At 71.9% G+C, this 17562-nt stretch carries 15 protein-coding genes; 7 read left to right on the top strand and 8 right to left on the bottom strand.

The window, feature by feature from the left end; all coding sequences use genetic code 11:
• The first annotated feature begins 125 nt into the window (after window positions 1-125).
• From IF55_RS21660 to msrB, 3 genes are all read left to right on the top strand, one after another.
• The gene (locus tag IF55_RS21660; protein ID WP_030887751.1) at window positions 126-509 is read left to right on the top strand and encodes a MerR family transcriptional regulator; all 384 of its coding nucleotides are present in this window, start codon (window positions 126-128) and stop codon (window positions 507-509) included.
• A 412-nt stretch (window positions 510-921) separates the two neighbouring features.
• A complete protein-coding gene (gene murC, locus IF55_RS21655; RefSeq protein ID WP_030887753.1) occupies window positions 922-2325 on the top strand; it encodes a UDP-N-acetylmuramate--L-alanine ligase in 1404 nt (467 codons plus the stop codon).
• 13 nt (window positions 2326-2338) lie between these two features.
• Window positions 2339-2746 (top strand): peptide-methionine (R)-S-oxide reductase MsrB, encoded by a 408-nt coding sequence (gene msrB / locus IF55_RS21650; RefSeq protein ID WP_030887756.1) that lies wholly within the window; start codon window positions 2339-2341, stop codon window positions 2744-2746.
• A 134-nt stretch (window positions 2747-2880) separates the two neighbouring features.
• On the opposite strand, the gene IF55_RS21645 is transcribed toward msrB, so the two are convergent.
• From IF55_RS21645 to IF55_RS21635, 3 genes are all read right to left on the bottom strand, one after another.
• Window positions 2881-4080, bottom strand: coding sequence for a wax ester/triacylglycerol synthase domain-containing protein (locus tag IF55_RS21645; RefSeq protein ID WP_157854490.1), 1200 nt, complete (start codon window positions 4078-4080; stop codon window positions 2881-2883).
• Between the two features lie 208 nt (window positions 4081-4288).
• Window positions 4289-4597, bottom strand: a complete 309-nt coding sequence (locus IF55_RS37430) for a DUF397 domain-containing protein (RefSeq protein ID WP_078644897.1) — start codon at window positions 4595-4597, stop codon at window positions 4289-4291.
• Complete coding sequence (locus IF55_RS21635) at window positions 4594-5442, bottom strand: helix-turn-helix domain-containing protein (protein ID WP_030887764.1); 849 nt, start codon at window positions 5440-5442, stop codon at window positions 4594-4596. The genes IF55_RS37430 and IF55_RS21635 overlap by 4 nt, the downstream gene beginning before the upstream one ends.
• Window positions 5443-5601: 159 nt before the next feature.
• On the opposite strand from IF55_RS21635, the gene IF55_RS21630 reads away from it, so the two are divergent.
• The 3 genes from IF55_RS21630 to IF55_RS21620 all read left to right on the top strand — a co-directional run bounded on the left by IF55_RS21630 (window position 5602) and on the right by IF55_RS21620 (window position 7896).
• Window positions 5602-6048, top strand: coding sequence for an ATP-binding protein (locus IF55_RS21630; RefSeq protein WP_030887767.1), 447 nt, complete (start codon window positions 5602-5604; stop codon window positions 6046-6048).
• Window positions 6049-6100: 52 nt separating this feature from the next.
• Window positions 6101-6268 carry a hypothetical protein gene (locus IF55_RS39480; RefSeq protein ID WP_157854492.1) on the top strand — a complete coding sequence of 56 codons (168 nt, stop codon included), beginning with the start codon at window positions 6101-6103 and terminating at the stop codon, window positions 6266-6268.
• A gap of 368 nt (window positions 6269-6636) precedes the next feature.
• Entirely contained in the window at window positions 6637-7896 is a 1260-nt protein-coding gene (locus IF55_RS21620) for a L,D-transpeptidase (protein WP_030887772.1), read from the top strand.
• Between the two features lie 93 nt (window positions 7897-7989).
• Here the strand turns inward: IF55_RS21620 and treZ are convergent, their stop codons facing one another.
• From treZ to IF55_RS21605, 3 genes are all read right to left on the bottom strand, one after another.
• Entirely contained in the window at window positions 7990-9738 is a 1749-nt protein-coding gene (gene treZ / locus IF55_RS21615; RefSeq protein ID WP_030887774.1) for a malto-oligosyltrehalose trehalohydrolase, read from the bottom strand.
• A gap of 206 nt (window positions 9739-9944) precedes the next feature.
• Window positions 9945-10634 (bottom strand): response regulator transcription factor, encoded by a 690-nt coding sequence (locus IF55_RS21610; protein ID WP_281181012.1) that lies wholly within the window; start codon window positions 10632-10634, stop codon window positions 9945-9947.
• A 142-nt stretch (window positions 10635-10776) separates the two neighbouring features.
• Window positions 10777-12021: a sensor histidine kinase gene (locus tag IF55_RS21605; RefSeq protein WP_048832275.1), complete on the bottom strand. Its 1245-nt coding sequence runs from the start codon at window positions 12019-12021 to the stop codon at window positions 10777-10779.
• 124 nt (window positions 12022-12145) lie between these two features.
• On the opposite strand from IF55_RS21605, the gene IF55_RS21600 reads away from it, so the two are divergent.
• Entirely contained in the window at window positions 12146-12361 is a 216-nt protein-coding gene (locus IF55_RS21600; RefSeq protein ID WP_030887780.1) for a hypothetical protein, read from the top strand.
• Between the two features lie 133 nt (window positions 12362-12494).
• On the opposite strand, the gene treY is transcribed toward IF55_RS21600, so the two are convergent.
• Both treY and glgX read right to left on the bottom strand, forming a co-directional pair.
• Window positions 12495-15056, bottom strand: coding sequence for a malto-oligosyltrehalose synthase (gene treY, locus IF55_RS21595; protein ID WP_030887782.1), 2562 nt, complete (start codon window positions 15054-15056; stop codon window positions 12495-12497).
• Between the two features lie 216 nt (window positions 15057-15272).
• Window positions 15273-17414 carry a glycogen debranching protein GlgX gene (gene glgX / locus IF55_RS21590; RefSeq protein ID WP_030887785.1) on the bottom strand — a complete coding sequence of 714 codons (2142 nt, stop codon included), beginning with the start codon at window positions 17412-17414 and terminating at the stop codon, window positions 15273-15275.
• Between the last annotated feature and the right edge of the window lie 148 nt (window positions 17415-17562).

Genomic DNA, 17562 nt, shown 5'->3' with positions numbered 1-17562 from the left:
GGCCGGCCTTGTCACGGGGCGCAGCCGTTGTCAGGGGTGCGTGTTCGCTTCCGCGTCCGCACACCCCGTACGCTAAAACCTGACATTAATGTCAGGTGCAAGTCGCAGCGGGAAGGGTGTCACCCATGCGTATCGGAGAGCTGGCCAGGCGCTCAGGAGTGAGCGTCCGCTCACTGCGCTACTACGAGACGCAAAAACTCCTGGAATCGACCAGGACGGCGGGAGGTCAGCGTGATTACGCCGAAGGGGCTGTGGGCCGCGTAGAGCTCATTCAGCAGCTTTACGCCGCCGGCCTGCCGAGCGGAACGATCGTCGAGCTCCTGCCCTGCGTCACCACGGGCCTGGCGACCCAGGGCATGCTCGACCAACTCATGACCGAGCGTGCTCACATCGCCACGCGCATCGATGAATTGGGGAAGGCCAAGGAGAAGCTCGACCGGGTTATCGAGCAGGTCATCGCGGCCGGCATCGTCAGCGGGGACCCGCCCGCGGCGGCGACTGGGGGATGAGGCCTCTTCATCGGTGAACGTCGAATCAGTGGCGCGCAATAGGGAGCGTTACGGCCCACAGGGACCCAGTAGCTGTCCCGACCTGACCGGACCTCCCACGGCCTGCCCACCACCCGAAGTACGCCCGTAGCACCTTCGCCGTCTCGTCCGGGTGCGAAGGCGAGCCCCGGGCCCCGAGGCGCAGGCGGCCGGATGAACGGCTGACGGAAGCCGAGCGGCAGCCCGTACGGGACGCCCGCCCCGCCCCGACGAGGATGCGACAATCGTCGTCGGCCGCCCAGGGAAGCCGTCGGAAGCCGCCCAAAGCCGTTCGAGACGACCGATGACGCGCCCCCGCAAGCAGCCGAAACCAAGATCCACAGCCCGAAGCACCCAAAAAGACACCCAGAGCACCAGAGCACCCGGAGAGCGCATGGCCCCCAGCATCCCGTCCGCCATGGAACGACCGCACTTCATCGGCATCGGCGGGGCCGGGATGTCGGGCATCGCCAAGATCCTCGCCCAGCGCGGCGCCCACGTGGCCGGCAGCGACGCCCGCGAGTCGGCGACCGTCGCCGCCCTGCGCGAGTCCGGCGCGACCGTGCACATCGGCCACGCCGCCGACCACCTCGCCCCGGACGCCTCCTGCGTCGTCGTCTCCAGCGCCATCCGGCCGGACAACCCCGAGCTGGCCGCCGCCGCCGAACGCGGCATCCCCGTCGTGCACCGCTCCGACGCCCTCGCCACGCTGATGGACGGCGCGCGCCCGATCGCCGTCGCCGGTACGCACGGCAAGACGACCACCACCTCCATGCTGGCCGTCTCCCTCGACGCCCTCGGCCTCGACCCCTCGTACGCGATCGGCGGCGACCTCGACGCGCCCGGTTCCAACGCCCGGCACGGCGAAGGCGAGATCTTCGTCGCCGAGGCCGACGAGAGCGACCGCAGCTTCCACAAGTACGCGCCCCAGGTCGCGATCATCCTCAACGTGGAGCTGGACCACCACGCCAACTACGCCTCGATGGACGAGATCTACGAGTCCTTCGAGACCTTCGTCGGCCGCGTACGCCCCGGCGGCACGCTGGTCGTCTCCGCCGACCACCCCGGCGCCCGCGAACTCACCCGCCGCGTCGAGGGCCGCCACGACATCGAGGTCGTCACGTACGGCGACGCCGAGGACGCGGACGTACGCGTCCTCAAGGTCAACCCGCGCGGCCTGACCAGCGAGGTCACCGTCGTCCTCGGCGGCAAGATGCTCACCTTCACCGTCTCCGTGCCCGGCCGCCACTACGCCCACAACGCCGTCGCCGCCCTCGCCGCCGGCGTCGCCCTCGGCCTCCCGGCCCACAACCTCGCCTCGGCCCTCGGCAAGTACACCGGCGTCAAGCGCCGCCTCCAGCTCCTCGGCGAGGCGGGCGGCGTGCAGGTCATCGACTCGTACGCGCACCACCCCTCCGAGATGACCGCCGACCTGGAGGCCATCCGCGGCGCCGCCGCCGACGCCCGCATCCTCGTCGTCTTCCAGCCGCACCTCTTCAGCCGCACCCAGGAACTCGCCACCGAGATGGGCCAGGCCCTGGCCCTCGCCGACGCCTGCGTGGTCCTCGACATCTATCCCGCCCGCGAGGACCCGATCCCGGGCGTCACCAGCGCCCTGATCATCGACGCCGCCGGCGCCGCGGGCGCCGACGTCACCCCCGAACACGACATGGCCGCCGTCCCGGAGCTCATCGCCGGAATGTCCAAGCCCGGAGATCTTGTTCTCACCATGGGAGCGGGCGATGTGACGGAACTCGGTCCGCGCATCCTGAAGCGCATGGCCCGCCGGGAGAGCTGAGGAGAGTCCGCAGATGCCGTACGAGATCGACAAGCCGGAAGAGCAGTGGCGGGCGGAACTGTCCCCCGCCGAGTACCACGTCCTCCGCGAGGCCGGCACCGAGCCCGCCTACCGCGGCGAGTACACCGACACCAAGACCCCGGGCGTCTACTCCTGCCGCGCCTGCGGCGCCGAGCTGTTCCGCTCCACCGAGAAGTTCGAGAGCCACTGCGGCTGGCCGTCCTTCTACGACCCCAAGGACTCCGACGCCGTCGAACTGATCGAGGACCGCTCCCTCGGCATGGTCCGCGTAGAGGTCCGCTGCAAGCGCTGCGGCTCCCACCTCGGCCACGTCTTCGAGGGCGAGGGCTACCCCACCCCCACCGACCAGCGCTACTGCATCAACTCCATCTCCCTGACCCTCACCCCCGACGAGGGCTGATCGCCGCCTCTTCGTCGGCGCTTTGGCACGATCCCCTCGCGGAGACGCCGCGCCGCCGGTACGGGACCTTGTCGAAGGGGCGAAGGCGGGTGGACGGCCGCCGGACCGGCCGCGCGGTGGCGGCGGTTGGCCGCTCAGACGGGCCGGCCGGCCTGCTCGCGGACTGCCCGCAGCCAGTAACGGTGCAGTATGTCCATGCCCGGCAGCGCGGCATCGGTGACGAAGTGCACCGAGGAGCGTCCCTGGTAGGCGAGCAGGAGGGCCGCGAGCGGGATGCCGGCGGGGAGGGCCGTCAGGGGCTCCGCTGCGATCGCGGGGTCCCCCCGCCATCGCAGCGGCCGGCGCAGGGCGAAGCTGGAGCACACGACATCACCGTGGTCGGCCGCGAGCAGCAGCGGGATGAGCGTGTGCAGTATCCGGTGCGGCACCGCCCGGGTCAGGCGGCGGATGGCTTCGCGGCGCGGTGGCGGCTTCAGCAGCGCGGTGGCCGCGACCGTTGTCCGCAGGCGTTGTTCGGTTGTCGCGTGTCCCGGGACGGCCAGGCGCGCTCCGACCACGTAGTTGCCCGGGGCGGCGGCTTCGTCAGGCCGTCGGATGTTGACCCCCATGGTCAGCGGCAGGCCAGGCGAATCGCTGTGCGGAAGGTGCGTGGAGGCCCATGTCGCCGTGGCGCGGGCCATGGCGGCGACGTAGGCGTCGTTGGCGCTGCCTCCGTACGGCCGGGAGGTCTCCCGCAGAAGGTCCGTGGGGACGGCCGCCCGGCGGAAGGTCCGTGCCCCGGAAGACGTGTGCCCGGGGAGCGGCCAGCCGGAACTGGTCGCGGAGCGGGCCAGCAGAACGCCGGCCTGAGCCAGGTGGCGCAGGGAAGGCCGCGGCCGGTTTCCGAGAGCGTGGACGACCGCGGACGAGTTCGCGGCCGGTGCGGAACGTGCGCTGAAGAGGCTCTCCAGGGTGTATACGACTCCGCCTATGTCCTGCAGGCCGTGATTGACCCGGTACACCATCGCGTACCGCCCCGGTTCATAGCCGGTCAACAGCGTCATATCCCATGGGGGACCGTTGGGAGGGAACGCCTCCTCCTCAAGGGCGCATACCGCCTCCTCGACCTCCCCGCCGACGGGCAACAGGCGTTGGCGGACGTGATCGTCGAAGCTGACGGACATTCGCTGCCAGCGCGCGCCCGCGCCCGCTCCGATGAGGCCCGCAGACAGGGCGGGGACCAGGGCCAGGCGCTCGGCGACGTGCGCCCGCAACTCCTCCACGGGAGGGCAGACGCCGGTGAAATGGAGAACGGCACCGATACGCAGTGCCGGGGTGGAACGTATCGTGATCACATCGAGCGGAAACGGGCGGCGATACCGAGCAGCCACGCTGTCGATCCCCCCTAGCAGCAGGACCCACGCTTGTTGAGTTTGTTGAGCCGAGGCTACCGGCGACGGCCATCGAGTACGGGCCGTCACACGTGACGCGCCAGCCGTACGAGTACGGTCCCCCCGCGGTACCGGGCCGCTCCGCGGGGGTTCGCCTGCGTACTGGGTACGGTCAGCTCCGCGCCGCGTACGCGACGAAGGCCGCCCACGCGGTGGGGGAGAGCGCCAACTGGGGGCCCTGCTTGTTCTTGGAGTCCCGGACGTGGACGGTGCTGGGGCAGGTGGCCACCTCTACGCAGTCGCCTTCGCTGCCGCTGCTGTGGCTGGACTTTTGCCAGGAGGCGGCTACCTCTATGCAGTCGCCATTGCCGCTGCTGCTGTAACTGGACTTCCGCCAAGAGAGGGCTACTTCGACGCAACTGTCGCCCTGCGAGCCGCTGTAGCTGCTCTTGAACCAAGCCAGTTCGGTGCTAGTGCTCATAGCGCTCCTCGCATTCGCATTAGCAGGGCCCTGGAGTCTTCGGGGGTGAGGGCCTGCGAGCGCATCTTGGCATACCGCTGCTGAAGAACGCTGATCGCTTTTGGCGTCGAGATGAGCTGGCCCGACTCCTGCCCCTCGGAGTACCCGAACCACCGGTGCTCCGGCGTCTCCAGCAACTGCATGGGGCCGTCCAGCCCCGCATGCGTCGGCTGTCGCAGCGGCATGATTTGAAATTCCACGTTCCAGTGACGGTCGATCACGTCCAGTAGATGATCGAACAGCTCCCGAGTAGCCTCTTCGCCTCCCGTGTGCCGTTCCAGTACCGCCTGTTCGACGATGAAGCTGAAGGCGCAAGGTGGCTTACGGCGCGTGGACAGCAAGTTCTGTCGAAGCAGTCGTGCTGTGATCCGCTGGTCCAACTCCTCCTCGTTCGGAAGCGGCGGAACGCCGAACGAGACGGCCTGCGCGTAGGCCCTGGTCTGCAATAGACCAGGTAGCACCCGGCACTCGTACGTGTACAGACTGATCGCTTCTTGCTCCAGGCGAGCCCACATCCTGAACCACGCGGCAAGCCCCGGCTTCCGCGTGACATGCGGCGAAGCCTTCCGCAAGGCCCCCGTGTTCCCCAGCGCGTCCTCTCCCCGTTCCACGAACACCGGGTCCGGCATGCGGCGGCCGAGTTCGATGGAGGCGACCGTGTGCTTGGAGTAGCGCACGAGTGTGGCGAACTCCTCGCGGGTGAGGCCGACGTGCTCCCGCAGGGCTTGCACCACCGCGCCGAACGTCCGGAGGCTGTCCGAAGTCTCTGGTTCCGATCCGCCCGTACCGTCCGCGCCGTCCGTCATGTTCGGTCACCTCTCGCGCGCCTGTCTCGCTGCCCACTCACGACGCGGCCATGGTTACGCCAAGTCATCGGTACTGTCTACCCTTCGTGCGCGTACGCTGACGCAGCGTACGCGCGGCCGTCCTGGTGGCGGAGGGCGCGGCGGGCCACATTGGGGGTCATGACGACTCCCCCCACGCATCAACGCATCGTCACCGTACGTGCGTTCACTCAGCGCTTCAGCTCGACCAGGCTCGGGGCGCGCCTCGCCAGGCACCTGGCTCTGCATCAGTTGGAGAGCTGGGGCATTCCGTACGCCAGCTCCACGTCGAGCACGGTGGCCGTGCTCGTGGCGGAACTGGCGGCGAACGCCGTGCTGCACGGGCGTGTGCCGGGGCGGGACTTCGAGCTGCGGATGACGTGGACGCCGGCGACGTTGCGGGTCGAGGTGTCGGACACGCGGGGCGAGCGGCGGGTGCCGGAGCCGGGCGAGGCCGTCCTGCCGGAACCGGAGGCGGAGACGGGGCGGGGGCTGTACCTGGTGCAGGCGCTGGCCGACCGGTGGGCGGTGCTCGACCGGGTGCCCGTGGGCAAGACCGTACGGATCGAACTGGACCTTCCGAGGTGATACGGCGCCCGGAATCCGGCGCGGGTGCGCACGGCCGTACGGGGCGGGCCGCGTGAACCTGCACCGCTTCGTACTCGATGTCGGGCTCGTACTCGGGCAGGCCGCCGCCGTGATGATCGCGCGCCGGGCGGAGCACGAGCGCCCCGCCGAGGCTGCGCCCATACCGCCGCCCGGCCCGTACGACGGACCGGGGGAGGCACCGCTGCCCCCAGGCTGCTGAACGCACGTCGCGCCACGACCCCGCCGCCCTCAACGCCGTGCTGCGGACCGGTTTCGATCAGGCGGAGTGGTCGTGCGACGGCCCCAGCAAGCAGTTCGAACCGCAGGAGCGCAAGCTCCCCGACGGTGCGCTGGAGCTGCTGAACGTGGACACGACGGGTATCACGGACGACTCCAACCAGTATCCGGTCCTCCAGAAATACGGGGCGGCGGGTTTGTCGGCTGCGCTCTCGTCTGTCTCTTTTTGTCGAATCGCAACCTGCGCGAGGCAACTAGATGGCCTACCCAACCTGTCTTAGAAGTGGCAGGCCGCGGCTGAGCGGCACGGGTGGAGCCAGGGAACTAGAGCACATGAGGTGGACGGCGCACATGCCTGAGCACAACCGAGGAGAGATAACGAGAGCTGACGAGCGGATCACGGGCCGACGACCAGGGCGTCGGCGGGCGCGGGTGCTGGCCGCGGGCGGGGTGGCCGTCGCGGGGGCGCTGGTGCTGACGGCGTGCGGGGGCAAGGACGGGGCGTCGGGGAAGGCGGGCGACGCGCCTTCCTCCGCGTCCATCGCGATCACCCCCGCCAAGGACACGGCCGAGGTGGCGACGGACAAGCCGGTCAAGGTGACCGCCAGCGGCGGCAAGCTGACCGAGGTCAAGGTCGTCGGGCCGGACGGCAAGGCCGCCCCGGGGGCCATGGGGTCCGGCGACACCGCGTGGCAGAGCACGGGCCACCTGGAGACGGGCGCCAAGTACACGGTGACCGCGACGGCCAAGGACTCGGACGGTCACAGCACCACCCAGACGTCCGGGTTCACCACCCTGAAGCCGAAGCACCCGGTCAACTTCAAGATCAATACGGCGGACGGCGGCACGTACGGCGTCGGCATGCCGGTCTCGATCACCTTCGATCAGAAGATCACCGACAAGGCCGCCGTGCAGAAGGCCCTCTCCGTCTCCACCAGCCCGCACGTCGACGGCGCCTGGAGCTGGGTGCAGGACTGGTCCGCGGACCACCCCGGCCGCATCGACTTCCGGCCGAAGGAGTACTGGAAGCCCGGCACCAAGGTCACCGTCAAGGCCGACCTCAACGGCGTGAACACCGGCGGACAGCACTACACCGTCAAGAACGCGTCCGAGACCTGGACCGTCGGCCGCTCGCTGATCGCCACGGCGGACAACGACGCCCACACCCTCACCGTCGAGAAGGACGGCAAGAAGGTCAAGACGCTGCCCGTCACGCTGGGCGCCCCCGGCCGCGACACCTGGGGCGGCGTCATGCCGGTCATGGACAAGCAGCACAAGGTCTACATGACCTCGCAGTCCGTCGGCTTCGACTCGGGCGAGTACCACGACTGGTACTACTACGCCGTGCACCTCACGCCCTCCGGCACGTACGCCCACATGAACAAGGCGGCGGACACGCTCGGCGGCAACACCAACGAGACGCACGGCTGCATCGGCATGCGCACCAACGGCGAGGCCGAGTGGTTCTACAACCAGGTCATCCCCGGTGACGTCTTCGATGTGAAGAACGCCCCGAAGACCGTCCAGGAGGGCAACGGCTACGGCGACTGGAACGTCTCCTGGGACCAGTGGCTGGCCGGCAGCGCCATCAAGGGCGGCGGCAACGGCTGACCCCTGCGCCAGGCAGCACGGTCACACGATGGCGGCATCCTTCTGTGGGTGTCGCCATCAGCCTTTTCCACCTGCGCAGCCTTTGCGGCTTGTTCAGCGCAGGATCGCCGTCGTCTCCGGCGGTACGAGCAGCCCGCCCTCCTCATCCGGCGGCGATACCGGCCGCCACGCCGCCACCACCTCCGTGCAGCGGGCGGCCTCCGGGCCGAGCCACACCCGCACCGGCCCGGCGGTCGGGTTGACGACGACGTGCAGCGGGCCCGCCCGCATCGTCACCGTCAGATTGCTGCCCACCGACAGTCCGGTACGGAGCCGCTGCTCCGGGTCCGTGATCGCCGGCTCCGTGCGGCGCAGCCCGATGAGGCGCCGGTACCAGGCGAGCAGCGCGTCGTGCGGGGCCCGCTCGGGCTCCGACCAGTCGAGGCACGAACGCTCGCGGGTCGCCGGGTCCTGCGGGTCCGGGATCTCCGCCTCGTCCCAGCCGTGCGCCGCGAACTCGCGCCGCCGACCCGTCCGTACGGCCTCCGCCAGCTCCGGGTCCGGATGGTCGGTGAAGTACTGCCAGGGCGTACGGGCGCCCCACTCCTCGCCCATGAAGATCATCGGCGTGAACGGGGCGCACAGCATCAGCGCCGCCGCGCAGGCCAGGAGGCCGGGCGAGAGGGTCGCGGCGAGCCGGTCGCCGAGCGCCCTGTTGCCGACCTGATCATGGGTCTGGGTGGCGGCCACCAGCCGGTGGGCGGGCGTGGTGTTCAGATCGAGGGGGCGGCCGTGCGAGCGGCCCCGGAACGACGAGTACGTGCCGTCGTGGAAGAAACCGCCGGTGAGCACCTTGGCCAGCGCCTCCATCGGGGCCGCGGCGAAGTCGGCGTAGTACCCCTGGGACTCGCCGGTCAGGGCGGCGTGCACGGCGTGGTGGAAGTCGTCGTTCCACTGCGCGTGCACCCCGAGGCCGCCCGCCTCGCGCGGCGCGATGGTCCGCGGGTCGTTGCGGTCGGACTCGGCGATCAGGAAGAGCGGCCGGCCGAGCCGGGCGGCCAGCGCGTCCACGGCGGCGGACAGCTCGGCGAGGAAGTGCTCCGCCCGCGTGTCGGCCAGCGCGTGCACCGCGTCCAGCCGCAGCCCGTCCACGCGGTAGTCGCGCAGCCACGCCAGGGCCGAACCCGTCAGATAGCGCCGCACCTCGTCCGAGCCCGGCGCGTCCAGATTGACGGCCGCGCCCCACGGCGTGTGGTGCCGCTCCGTGAAGTACGGGCCGTACGCGGGCAGATGGTTGCCTGACGGGCCCAGGTGGTTGTGGACCACGTCGAGCACCACGCCCAGCCCCAGCCCGTGCGCCGCGTCCACGAACCGCTTCAGGCCGTCCGGCCCCCCGTACGGCTCGTGCACCGCCCACGGCGCCACCCCGTCGTACCCCCAGCCGTGCGTGCCGGGAAACGGGCAGACGGGCATCAGCTCGACATGCGTCACCCCCAGATCGACCAGGTGCGGCAGCCGGAGCGCGGCGGCGTCGAAGGTCCCCTCGCGGGTGAACGTACCGATGTGCAGCTCGTACAGGACCGCGCCCGGCAGCGGCCGGCCGCGCCACGGATGCCGCCAGCCGAAGCGGCCGTGGTCCACCACGGCGCTCGGCCCGTCCGGCCCGTCCGGCTGGCGGCGCGAGCGCGGATCGGGCAGTACGGGGCCGCCGTCGACCGAGAACCCGTACCGCGCGCCGTGCCCCGCCTCGGCCGCGCACCGCCACCAGCCGGGGCGGTCCGGGGCGCGCTCCATGGCGTACGCGTGGCCCTGGAGCCGGAGCGAGACCCCGCGCGCCTCGGGCGCCCACACCTCGAACTGCATCGTCGGCTCCCTGTCACTCGGACGGTCTCCACAGAGGGTCCCCACGGACGGCGACTTCCCCATGGTGCTCCACGACGGGCGTTCGCGCGCCTGCCGTGCCGCCTCGTTCCGGGCGCCTCCCTACCGCTCGCCCTGCGCCCGGTCGCCGCTCGCCCTGCGCCCGGTCGCCACTCGCGTTGTGCCCGGACGCCTCGTTCCCGGGCGCCTCACTCCCGGTCGAGCAGCCCCGCGTCGTGGGCCAGCAACGCGATCTGGACCCGGTTCGACAGATCGAGCTTGGCGAGAATCCGCGAGACGTGCGTCTTGACCGTCGCCACGCTCATGAACAGCGCCGCGCCGATCTCGGCGTTCGCCTTGCCCTGCCCGACCGCCACGGCCACCTCGCGCTCGCGGTCGTTCAACTGCCCCAGCAGCGTCCGCGCCCGGGTCCGGCGGTCGTCGGCCCCGGCGCCCGCCACATGCGAGATGAGCTGGCGCACCACGGTCGGCGACAGCGCCGGTTCGCCCGCCGCCACCCGCCGTACGGCCGCGACGATCTCGGCCGGCGGGGTGTCCTTCAGCACGAACCCGGCCGCCCCCGCCCGCAGCGCGCGCAGCACCTGCTCATCGGCGTGGAACGTGGTCAACACGATGACCTGCGGCGACCGGGGGCGGCGGCGCAGCGCCTCGGTCGCCGCCAGGCCGTCCACGGTCGGCATCCGGATGTCCATCAGGACGACATCGGGCGCGTACCGGTCCACCAGCGGCAGCACCTCGCCGCCGTCGGACGCCTCGGCGACGATCTCCAGGTCGGCCGCGCCGCCCAGCATGAGCCGCAGCCCGGCCCGTACGAGCGGGTCGTCGTCCACGAGCAGCAGCCGGACGGCGGGCGTTGTGGGAGCTTCGGCGTCGTTCACGTGCGTCACAGCCTTTACGTGCATCACAGCCTTTACGTGCGTCACAGCCGGACGGGCGATGCGGATACGGCCATGGCGGGCGGTTCGGGGCGGGCCGTGTCCGGTGGTCCGGGGTGGGGCGTGGCAGCGTGTCCGGGGCGGGTCATGAGGGCCACGGTAGCCAGGCGGAGAGCCGGAAGGCAGTGCCGTCCGCGCCGCTCTCCAGCCGTCCGCCCGCGAGCTGGGCCCGTTCGGCGAGGCCGATCAGCCCTTGACCGGCGCCGGGGATCGCCGAGCCCGAGGCGTCCGGTGCCGACCGACCGCCGTCGCGCGCAGCCAGTGGGTTGCTGACGGCCACGCGCAGCCCCTCGCCCGCCGCGCCCGTGATCCGCACCTCGACCGGCGCGTCCGGCGCGTGCTTACGGGCGTTGGTCAGCCCTTCCTGCACGATCCGGTAGGCCGTGCGGCCGGTGGCGGCCGGCACGGACGCGGCGGCCCCCTCCGCCTGGTCCGCCCCCATGCCTCCTCCCGCCTCCGCCACGGATGCGTACGAGACCTCCGTACCGACCAGCCGCGCCTCCGCGACCAGGCGCGGCACGTCGGCGAGGGTGGGCTGCGGCCGGGACCCGCCGCCCGCCCCCTCCCCGTCCGCGTCGGCCTCGGCGTCGTCCGGGGCCCGGAGCACGCCGATGACCTCCCGCAGATCCTCCAGCGCCTGGTGCGCGCTGCTGCGGATCACCCCGGCCGCCACGGCGATCTGCTCCGGCGGCGCGTCCGGGCGGTATTCGAGCGCGCCCGCGTGGACGCTCAGCAGCGACAGCCGGTGCGCCAGCACATCGTGCATCTCGCGGGCGATCCGCTCCCGCGTCAGCCGCTGCGCCCGCTCCGCCCGCAGCCCGGCCTCGGCCTCGGCGCGCAGCGCCCGCTCGCGCAGCGACAGCAGCAGTTGGCGGCGGGAGCGGACGAACATGCCCCAGCCGATCACCGCGAGATAGAGCATCGAACCGACCAGCACCGCCGCGCCGAAGGAGAGATCGGGGTCGGGGCGGACGAGCGGATAGACGAGGGTGGTCGCGACGGCCAGGCCGCCCAACCACGCCGTGGCCCGGAACGGCCGGTGCACGGCCACCGTGAACAGCGCCACCGCCGCCGCGCCCGGCACGAACTGCGAGACCGCGCTGAGCCCCACCAGGACCGCCGCCAGCGGCACCGGCCACCGCCTGCGCAGCCACAGCGCGGCGCAGCTCAGCGCGCCGACCACCTGGTCGGCCACGAATACGCCGTGCGTCGTGCCGGGCGCCCGCGCCGCCGAGTCGACGGTGAACAGGATGAAGGCCGCGGCGAGCAGGAAACAGGCGATGTCGACGGTCCAGTCACGCGCCGTACGGGCCCCCGATGAGCTGTTCATGTCGATGAATCTACTGACCGGGCGGGCCCGGCGGACCGCCGCGAACCCGATCGGCGACCAAAGTCGCACGGCCGTATACCTTCGACCGACCCGCCCCCGACCTGCGGTTTCCTAGCGTGGCGCTATGAAGAAGACATGGGAGCTGCTGGGTCTGATCCTGTTCGTGCAGGGCGGCGCGGCCCTGGTGTGCCACTTCACGGGCTGGCACCGTCCGGTGTGGCTGTTCACGCGCCTTCCCTGGCTTGACGGTTACGCGGTCTTCGCGGGCATCGTCCTGGCGGTGCTCGGCGCGGCCGTGCTCGTCGGCTCGGACGCCCTCGCCAAGCGGAAGGGCGGCTGAGGGCCACCACCAGGCCGGCCCCCCTGGGCCACCAACTGGTCGGCCGCCCCGGGCCATCAACAGGCCGGCTGCACCGGGCCGCCAACTGGCCGGCCGCCCTGGGCAGGGCCACCGATAGACCGGCTGCCCGTACTCACGCCCGTACGCCCTCTCGTACCAGCAGCGCCACCGGGTAGCGGGCCAGCAGCTCGGCCAGCGGCGCGGGGCCGTCGGCGCCGAGACAGCGGCCCGTCAGCAGATCCCGCCAGCCGCCGCCTTCCCCTCCGCCGCCTGCCCCTACCCCGTCCTCCTCCGCCGCGTCCGGCAGTCGCAGCGCCGTGGTGCGCCAGCCGCCGGACTCGGCGAGCCGCCGGGGGAGCCGGGTGACCACGGCGGCCACCGCGCCCGAGCGGGCGAAGGCGGCGCAGTGCTCGGCGGCCGGGCCGGTAGCGGTCAGCGGCTCGTACGAGGCCGTGGTGCCGAACCACTCGGGGTGCGCCCGGCGCAGCCGCAGGGCGGCGCGCGTCAGCAGCAGCTTCTCGTCCGAGAGGCCGCGCGGCGGCTCGCCGGTGCCCGTGACGTCGGGGAGGGGCCCGTTCGGGAGGCGGACCGGGCGGCGGTTGTCCGGGTCGACCAGGGCGAGGTATTCGCGTTCGGTGCCCATGTAGAGGTCCGGTACGCCCGGCATGGTCAGGTGCAGCAGGGCCGCTCCGAGCGTGGCCGCCCGTACGGACGGTGCGAGCGCGGCGCGGAACCGGGCGAGTTCGGCGCCCGCCGGACCGCAGGGGCCCGCCGCCACGAAGGCCGTCACCGCCTCCTCGTACGCCGTGTCGGGCTCGGTCCAGGTGGTTCGCAGCGCGGCCTCGCGCACGCTCTTGAGCACCGCCGGCACCAGCCGCCCGGCGTCGACCACCGCGTCGTCGACCGCTGCGTAGTCGACCACCGCGCTTCCGTTGACCACCGCGTCTCCGTCGCCTTCCGCCCCGCCCAGCCCCAGGGCCAGTTGCCACGCCACCCAGGCGACGTGCGCGTCGGGCGCGGCACCCGCCGCCGCGTGGTGCGCTTCCCGGTCCAGGGGCGACAGCGGCTCCAGCGCGGCCAGCAACTCGCGCCATTGCCGCGGGAATTCGCAGAGCGCCGCGAGCCGGGCGCGGACGTCCGCGCTCCGCTTGGTGTCGTGGGTGGACAGGACCGTGCCGGAGGCCGGCCAGTCGCGCTGCGTACGGGCGCAGAAGGCGTGGAACTCCCGCGGGGAGACGGCCGGCCGCTCCGGCGCGCCGCCGACCTCGGCGGCGGACAGCAGCGGCGCGTAGCGGTAGAAGGCGGTGTCCTCGACGGACTTGGCGCGCAGCGCGGAGGCGGTCTGCGCGAAGCGCGCGCAGAAGTCCCGCTGGTCCGGGCCGTCCCCGAGCAGACCGAGCGCCGCGTCGCGCACGACGTCCGCCGCGTGCGCCTCCTCGGGAACCGCGAAGGCCGTACGGGCCCCTTCCGCGGCCTCCCGGAGCAGCGCGGTGTCCGCCGGCGTGCAGGGCGAGCCGGGCACGGCGTACGGGCGGTAGACGGGGAGCCGGACCAGGATCTCGCGGATCGCGGTGCGCAGCGCGGCCGGGGCGTGGTCGCGCAGCGCGGGCCGCGCCGCGCAGATCCGGTCGGCGGTGCGCACCAGCCGCTCGATCTCCGAGGCCAGCTCGTGGGCGGCGACCCGGTGCGCGGCGCGGCGCGCCGTCGCGGGCCAGTCGCCGCCCTGGTCGGCGGCGGGGGCGGCGAAGGCGCGGTAGGCGCGGGCGAGTTCCTCGGCGCCCTCGGGGTCCACGAAGAGGCCGTCGATGTGGGCGAGCGCGTCGTAGCCGGTGGTCCCGGCGACCGGCCAGTCGGCGGGCAGCCGCTCGTCGCGAGCCAGGATCTTCTCGACGACCGTCCACCGGCCCCCGGTCGCCTCGCGCAGCCGCCGCAGATACCCGGCCGGGTCGGCGAGGCCGTCCGGGTGGTCCACGCGCACCCCGTCGACCACGCCGTCCCGCACCAGCTCCACCACCTTGGCGTGGGTGGCGGCGAAGACCCCGGGGTCCTCGACGCGCACCGCGATCAGGTCGGAGATGGTGAAGAAGCGCCGGTAGTTGAGGTCCGTACGGGCGAGGCGCCACCAGCCGAGCCGGTACCACTGGTGGTCCAGCACGCCGGGCAGCGGCAGCCGCTCGGTGCCGGGGCGGAGCGGGAACTCGTGGTCGTAATAGCGCAGCGTCGAGCCCGACATGCTGAGCCGGGGCAGCTCCTCGCCGAGCCGGCCGCCGAGCACGGGCAGCAGCACCTTGCCGCCGTGCTCGGCCCAGTCGATGTCGAACCAGCGCGCGTACGGCGAGGCCGGGCCGTCCCGCAGCACCTCCCACAGCGGGCGGTTCAGCCGCTCGGGCGCGGGCACCGCCATGTGGTTCGGCACGATGTCGAGGACCAGGCCGAGCCCGTGCGCGTGCGCCGTACGGGCCAGCGCGCGCAGCCCGTCCTCGCCGCCCAGCTCCGCCCGTACGGCGCCGTGGTCGATCACGTCGTAGCCGTGCGCGGAGCGCGGTACGGCCTCCAGGACGGGGGAGAGGTGCAGGTGGGAGACGCCGAGGGAGGCGAGGTAGGGGACGGCCCGCTCGGCGGCGGCGAACGGGAACTCCGGCTGGAGCTGGAGCCGGTAGGTGGCGGTGGGCGGTGCGGCGGGGTCGGGCCTCATGGGGACGTACGTACCCGCGGTGGGGCGCTCCGGCGGTCCGCGTGGCAGGTACACGTACTATCGGGCCGTTCGGGTGAGGGACGTGGCAGAGGCCCTTGGGCCGGGCGCGAGCGGAGGCCCCATCCCGGGCGCCCGCGAAGGTCCCATCCCGGGCGCCCGCGAAGGCCCCATCCCGGGCCCCCGCGAAGGTCCCACCCGGGCGCCCCCGGCCGCCCCTCAGGCCGGGCGCTGGAGGACCGTCAGGCTGCGATCGGTGAGGGTGAGCCGGTCGCCGCCCTGGACCTTGGGGCCGTCGGGCTCGACGCCCTCCGGCCGCGCCGTGTCGACGATGAGCTGCCACTGCCTCCCGTGGTCCACCGGAACCGTGAATTCCATGGGCTCGTCGTGCGCGTTGAACATCAGCAGGAAGGAGTCGTCGGTGATCGCCTCGCCGCGCGGCCCCGGCTCCGAGATGGCGCTCCCGTTCAGGAAGACCGTCAGCGACTTGGCCTGATCGGCCTGCCAGTCGCGCTGGACCATGTCCTCGCCCTCCGGAGTGAACCAGGAGATGTCCGACAATTCGTCATGGGTGCCCTGCATCGGCCGGCCGTGGAAGAAGCGGCGGCGCCGGAACACCGCGTGGTCGCGGCGGAGCCACACCATGGCCCGGGTGAAGTCGAACATCCGGCGCGCCGGATCGGCCTCCTCCGCGCCGCTGTCGCCGCCCCGGGGGGCGGGCCAGCGCACCCAGGAGATCTCGTTGTCCTGGCAGTAGGCGTTGTTGTTGCCGCCCTGCGTCCGGGCGAACTCGTCGCCGTGGCTGAGCATCGGCACGCCCTGGGACAGCATCAGCGTGGCGATGAAATTGCGCATCTGGCGCTCGCGCAGCGTCAGCACCTCGGGGTCGTCGGTCTCGCCCTCGACGCCGCAGTTCCAGGAGCGGTTGTGGCTCTCGCCGTCCTGGTTGTCCTCGCCGTTGGCCTCGTTGTGCTTCTCGTTGTACGAGACCAGGTCGTGCAGGGTGAAGCCGTCGTGGCAGGTGACGAAGTTGACCGAGGCCAGCGGGCGGCGGCCGTCGCCCTGGTAGAGGTCGGAGGAGCCGGTCAGCCGGGAGCCGAACTCGGCCAGGGTCCGGGGCTCGCCGCGCCACATGTCCCGCACGGTGTCCCGGAACTTTCCGTTCCACTCGGTCCACAAAGGCGGGAAATTGCCCACCTGGTAGCCGCCCTCGCCGACGTCCCACGGCTCGGCGATCAGCTTCACCTGGCTCACCACCGGGTCCTGCTGCACCAGGTCGAAGAAGGACGAGAGCCGGTCCACCTCGTGGAACTGGCGCGCCAGCGTCGCCGCCAGATCGAAGCGGAAGCCGTCCACCCGCATCTCGGTCACCCAGTAGCGCAGCGAGTCCATGATGAGCTGGAGCACATGGGGGCTCCGCATCAGCAGGGAATTCCCGGTGCCCGTGGTGTCCATGTAGTACCGCGGGTCGTCGGTCAGCCGGTAGTACGAGACGTTGTCCAGCCCCCGGAAGGAGAGCGTGGGCCCGAGGTGGTTGCCCTCCGCGGTGTGGTTGTAGACCACGTCCAGGATGACCTCGATGCCCGCCGCGTGCAGCGCCCGCACGGCGGACTTGAACTCCAGCACCTGCTGCCCGCGGTCGCCCCAGGAGGCGTACGCGTTGTGCGGGGCGAAGAAGCCGATCGTGTTGTAGCCCCAGTAGTTGGCCAGCGAGGAGTCCACCAGCCGGTGGTCCTGTACGAACTGGTGCACCGGCATCAGCTCCAGCGCCGTGACCCCCAGCTTCGTCAGATGGTCGATGACCGCCGGGTGCGCCAGCGCCGCGTACGTGCCGCGCAGCTCCTCCGGCAGCTCCGGGTGGAGCATCGTCAATCCCTTGACGTGGGCCTCGTAGATGACCGTGCGGTGGTAGTCGGTGCGCGGCGGCCGGTCGTCGCCCCAGTCGAAGTACGGGTTCACCACCACCGAGGACATCATGTGCGGCGCCGAGTCCATGTCGTTGCGCTTCTCCGGCCGCTCGAAGTGGTAGCCGTAGACCGCCTCGCCCCAGTCGATCTGCCCGCCGACCGCCCGCGCGTACGGGTCGAGCAGCAGCTTCGCGGAGTTGCAGCGGTGCCCGCGCTCCGGCTCGTACGGGCCGTGCGCCCGGAAGCCGTACCGCTGCCCGGGCATGATCCCGGGCAGATAGGCGTGGCGCACGAACGCGTCCGTCTCGTGCAGATCCACCGCCGTCTCCGAGCCGTCGTCGTGCAGCAGACACAGTTCGATCCGCTCGGCGGTCTCCGAGAAGACCGCGAAGTTGGTGCCGGCGCCGTCGTACGTGGCACCTAGGGGGTACGCCTGTCCCGGCCAGACCTGCATGAGTCGACTCTTCCACTTCTCCATCGAGCGCCGTGGGACCCCGTTCCAGGTCGGAACGGAATCCTCGCCCAACTGACGCCTTCGGGCGGTCCTTTCGGCAGATCTTCCCCAAAAGCCGACCTGCCACCTCTCACTTCGGTCAGTCCAA

Source organism: Streptomyces varsoviensis (assembly GCF_000718635.1).
In the GTDB taxonomy this organism is placed as follows: domain Bacteria; phylum Actinomycetota; class Actinomycetes; order Streptomycetales; family Streptomycetaceae; genus Streptomyces; species Streptomyces varsoviensis.
Note: the sequence above shows the minus strand (reverse complement) of the source record. Positions and strands in the feature narration are given on the sequence as shown.

Bases quoted from the DNA above. Each gene is read 5' to 3' on its own strand.
- IF55_RS21660 (WP_030887751.1), top strand. From the start codon at position 126: ATGCGTATCGGAGAGCTGGCCAGGCGCTCAGGAGTGAGCGTCCGCTCA.
- IF55_RS21620 (WP_030887772.1), top strand. From the start codon at position 6,637: ATGCCTGAGCACAACCGAGGAGAGATAACGAGAGCTGACGAGCGGATC.
- IF55_RS37430 (WP_078644897.1), bottom strand. From the start codon at position 4,597: ATGAGCACTAGCACCGAACTGGCTTGGTTCAAGAGCAGCTACAGCGGC.
- glgX (WP_030887785.1), bottom strand. From the start codon at position 17,414: ATGCAGGTCTGGCCGGGACAGGCGTACCCCCTAGGTGCCACGTACGAC.
- IF55_RS21600 (WP_030887780.1), top strand. From the start codon at position 12,146: ATGAAGAAGACATGGGAGCTGCTGGGTCTGATCCTGTTCGTGCAGGGC.
- treZ (WP_030887774.1), bottom strand. From the start codon at position 9,738: ATGCAGTTCGAGGTGTGGGCGCCCGAGGCGCGCGGGGTCTCGCTCCGG.
- IF55_RS21605 (WP_048832275.1), bottom strand. From the start codon at position 12,021: ATGAACAGCTCATCGGGGGCCCGTACGGCGCGTGACTGGACCGTCGAC.
- treY (WP_030887782.1), bottom strand. From the start codon at position 15,056: ATGAGGCCCGACCCCGCCGCACCGCCCACCGCCACCTACCGGCTCCAG.
- murC (WP_030887753.1), top strand. From the start codon at position 922: ATGGCCCCCAGCATCCCGTCCGCCATGGAACGACCGCACTTCATCGGC.
- msrB (WP_030887756.1), top strand. From the start codon at position 2,339: ATGCCGTACGAGATCGACAAGCCGGAAGAGCAGTGGCGGGCGGAACTG.
- IF55_RS21635 (WP_030887764.1), bottom strand. From the start codon at position 5,442: ATGACGGACGGCGCGGACGGTACGGGCGGATCGGAACCAGAGACTTCG.
- IF55_RS21630 (WP_030887767.1), top strand. From the start codon at position 5,602: ATGACGACTCCCCCCACGCATCAACGCATCGTCACCGTACGTGCGTTC.